The 3,682-nt window shown below is 75.7% G+C and carries 5 protein-coding genes; 2 read left to right on the top strand and 3 right to left on the bottom strand.

Translation table 11 applies throughout. The features are described from left to right. From JNW98_RS34290 to JNW98_RS34280, 3 genes are all read right to left on the bottom strand, one after another. Nucleotides 1-233, bottom strand: a 233-nt coding sequence (locus JNW98_RS34290; RefSeq protein ID WP_223772197.1) for an AMP-binding protein, incomplete at its 3' end; no start/stop codon positions are given. Further along, nucleotides 233-973 carry a glycosyltransferase family 2 protein gene (locus JNW98_RS34285; RefSeq protein WP_223772196.1) on the bottom strand — a complete coding sequence of 247 codons (741 nt, stop codon included), beginning with the start codon at nucleotides 971-973 and terminating at the stop codon, nucleotides 233-235. The genes JNW98_RS34290 and JNW98_RS34285, both read right to left, overlap by 1 nt. Then, nucleotides 970-1,998, bottom strand: a complete 1,029-nt coding sequence (locus JNW98_RS34280) for a 3-oxoacyl-ACP synthase III family protein (protein ID WP_223772195.1) — start codon at nucleotides 1,996-1,998, stop codon at nucleotides 970-972. The genes JNW98_RS34285 and JNW98_RS34280 overlap by 4 nt, the downstream gene beginning before the upstream one ends. Before the next feature lie 200 nt (nucleotides 1,999-2,198). On the opposite strand from JNW98_RS34280, the gene JNW98_RS34275 reads away from it, so the two are divergent. Together JNW98_RS34275 and JNW98_RS34270 are read left to right on the top strand one after the other, a co-directional pair. Beyond that, the gene (locus JNW98_RS34275; RefSeq protein WP_223772194.1) at nucleotides 2,199-2,810 is read left to right on the top strand and encodes a hypothetical protein; all 612 of its coding nucleotides are present in this window, start codon (nucleotides 2,199-2,201) and stop codon (nucleotides 2,808-2,810) included. 147 nt (nucleotides 2,811-2,957) lie between these two features. After that, on the top strand, nucleotides 2,958-3,682 hold a 725-nt coding region (locus JNW98_RS34270; protein ID WP_223772193.1), incomplete at its 3' end, for a hypothetical protein.

Raw genomic sequence — 3,682 nt, 5'->3', positions numbered from 1 at the left:
AGCCGGTGCACCGCGAGCAGGACCGCGAGCGCGCGCGGCCCCGGCCGCACCGCGACGCCGACCGTGTCGCCGCGGCGCAGACCGCGCCCGTGCAGGGCCGCCGCGTACCGGTCGGCGAGATCGGCCAGGTCGCCGCAGGTGGCCTCGGTACGGACGGCCCCCGTGCGGCCGGCCCCGAGGACGGCCGGGCGGCCGGGGGAGCGCCGCAGGGTGTGCGTGAGCAGGTCCAGCATCAGCGCGGATCCTCTCCGAGACGGCCGCTGCCCTTGCCGAGGTACCAGCGGGCGGTTCCGGCCACTCCGTAAGCGGCCAGGCGGCGGGTCGAGTTGCCCACGACCATGTCGCGGGCGCGGACGACGGCGGTGGTGCGGCGGCGCACCCGGTTGAGGAACAGCCGGTCCGTGGGGGACGGACGGCGCGGCATCCCGCCGACCGCCTCGTACAAGGCCGCGGTGACCGCCATGTTGTTGCCGGCGTGCATCCGGTAGGGCACGAGATAGCCGTGGCACCGCCGGTGGGAGGGACGCACCCGGCCGAAGAACGCCGCGGCGCCGACCAGCGCGCGGAAGCCGGCCCGCCCGAGCGGCCCGTGCTCGTCACGCCGGGCGACCACGCGCCCGCACACCAGACCCGCCCCGCGCCCCAGCGCGTCGCGGGCGGCGGCCGTCCAGCCGGGCTCCGGCAGGCAGTCGGCGTCGGTACGGGCCAGCAGCGCCGCGCCGCGCGCGATCGCGTACCGGAAACCGGTGTCCACCGCGCAGCCCACGCCCTTCTCCGGCTCGGTGAGCACGTGCACTGGGAACGGCGCCCGGCGGGCGAACTCCCGCGCGACGGCCGCCGTGCCGTCCGTCGAGGCGTTGTCCACGACGACGAGCGTGAACCCGCGGTCGCGCTGGCCCGCGAGCGCGTCCAGGGTGGCGCCGAGGCGCGCGGCCTCCTGGTAGGCGGGCACCACGACCCACAGGGAGCTCATGCCTTCTCCCAGACCATCGTCATGATGCTCACGCCCCCGCCCAGCCCCACGAACAACACCCGGTCGCCCGGGCGCAGCCGCTCCTGGACGAGGTCCAACTGCACACCCAGCGTGGCGCTGGCCATGTTCCCCAGCTCGGGAACGGTGACGACGAGCCGGTCCCGCGGCACCCCGGTCAGCTCCAGGAACCGCTCCAGATAGGGCACGGTCACCTGGTGGACCAGGACGTGCCGGAAGTCGCCCCACGCCAGGCCGGTGCGCCGCAGCACCCGGTCGAGGACGGACGTGCCGACCTTCTCGAACACCTCGCGCAGCGCGCCGCCGTCCCCGTGGAAGTACGTGTGCTCGTCCCCGCGCGGATGCCGCGAACCGCCGCCGAAGATGCCCCCGACCCGCCAGTGCTCGGAGTGCGTCGCCGTGTCGACGTCGAGGATCCCGCCGCGCTCCACCGCCTCCAGGACGACCGCGGCCCCCGCGTCCCCGAAGGTGTAGCCCGCGAACCCGTCGCGGAACTCGCCGGGACCGGACGGCGCGTGCCGCACCGCCCGGCTCGGCGTCTCGCCGGTGACCACCAGCGCCCGGCGGGCACGGCCGGCCACGATCATCGCCCGTGCCGTGTCGATGCCGTTGACGAAGCTGTTGCACGCGTTCGTCACGTCCAGCGCGTGTGCCCGGGAACCCAGCTCGGCCTGGACGATGTGCGCGGTCGCCGGTTCGATCACGTCGCGGGTGGCGGAGGCGAACACCAGCAGGTCCACGTCGTACGGAACGAGCCCGGCCCGCTCCAGCGCCGCGCGCGCCGCCCGCACCGCGAGCGTCGACGCGTACTCGCCGTCCGCGACGGCCCGGCGCGAGGTGATGCCCGTGACGCGTTCGAGCATCCGCGGCGGCAGGGTGATCCCGGACGCCGCGGCGATCCGTTCCTGCACCTGCCGGGACGTCACTTCGCGTTCGGGCAGGCAGGAAGCCGCCGCCGTGATCCCGACCCGGCGTATCGGGCCGGGAGCAGCATGGTCTGTGTGCATGACGAGGAGGCTACGAACCGGCGCGGTCGGCGCACATGAGCGCTCGTACTCAGACGGGGCTGGGTACCCGTCCCCGGGTGCGGCGTTCCACTCCGGCGCCACCGCTCCCGAGGCCACCGCTCCCGAGGCCGCCGCCCGGCGGCGCCGGCATCGGGCGGCCCGGTGTCGGGCGGCCCGGCGGACCGTCGGACAATCGGCGGGTGAACGTACCGATCGCCCGCCACCAGGGCCCGCCGTGGCCCGCGCTGTCCGCTCTGTCCGCCTCGATGGCGGCGCTGCTGGTGGAAGAGGCGATCGGCATGGTGGGGCTCTGGCTGTGGGGCATGACCGGCCCTGGGCCCGAGCCCGGCTCCGAGGAGGAGAGCGGCGCGCTGTTCGTCCTCTTCGGCCTGCCCCTCCTCGCCGGCGTCGCGGCCGTCGCGGCCCTGCTCCTCACGCTCGTCCTCGTCCTGCCCGCGGTCTCGCTCGCCGGCCGCGCCGCACGACGGCACGACCGGCCGGACGCCTGGTGGTGGCTCCCGGCCACCGCGGCCGGCGTGACCGGCACGGCGGTCGCGGCGGCCGGCACCGTCACGGCCGTGCTGCGCGGCGGCCCCGCCGGGCCCCTGGCCTACGCGGCGTGGTGGCTGGGACTGCTCGTCCTCGCCCTGCCCGCGTGCTACCTGACGCGCCTGGACCGGCGGCGTACCGCCCAGGGCCGGACCCCCGCCTCCTTGGCGCGCACAGTGCTGACGCGCGGCTGCGCGGGCGTGGCGCTCTGCACGTCGGCCGTGCTGGTGGGCGTGGTGGCGGCGGGGTGGGCCTTCGGGTGACGGGGTAGCCCGCGACCGCCCGGCGGTGCAACCGTCCTTCTCGCCCCGTCGTCCTTCGCACCGGAGGCCCCAGGCGCCTCCCGTACGAACGGCACGAAGGATGCGAGCGACTCGTACGAACGACTGTACGGACGAAGGGGGAACGGCATGGAGAGACGCAGCCTGCTGCGGGCGGCGGTGGCCGGAGCGGTGGGGGTGCCGGCCGGCGCCCGCCTGCTCACCGGAACGGCGAGCGCGGCACCCGCCCCGGCACCGGCCTCGTACCGCGTGCTGGTCACCCGGGTGGACGGGGCCAACGACCGGATCATGGAGTTCGACCGCACCGCGCCGGCCTTCACCGACGCGCACGTGAAGTGGCAGTTGCGGCCGGGCTGGGGCGACGTCCTGGAGGCCCGCTACCGCGCCACCGCCCACGACGGGCAGGTGGTACTCGTCGCGGCGGGCGACAGCCCCTCCCGGGGCCGGGCCGGCGTCTACCGCAAGAGCGACAGGAAGCTCCTGTGGTCGGCGCCCGTGAAGAACTACCCGCACAGCATCGAACTGCTACGGGACAGCGGCGCGGTCGTCGTCGCCGGCGCCGGAACCGCCAGGCCCAGCGACGGCGCGCCGCGGCCGGGCGGCGGCCTGCACCTCTACACGACGCGCGACGGCCGCGTCGGCTCCCTCGCCCACGTCACGTCCTACCCCCTGATCGAAGCGCACGGCGTGCTGTGGGACCCGTTGTACAAGCTGCTGTGGGCCATCGGCCGCACGGAGATCTGCCGCTTCCGGCTCGTCGGCAGCGGCGCCGGCGTCCGGCTGCGCGAGGAAGGCCACCGCATCCGCATCGGCGGCAACGGCCACGACCTCCAGCCCGACTACACCGACAAGCA

This window comes from Streptomyces huiliensis (assembly GCF_020037025.1).
GTDB classification, from domain to species: Bacteria; Actinomycetota; Actinomycetes; order Streptomycetales; family Streptomycetaceae; genus Streptomyces; species Streptomyces huiliensis.
This window is presented reverse-complemented; position numbering and strand designations above follow the sequence as displayed.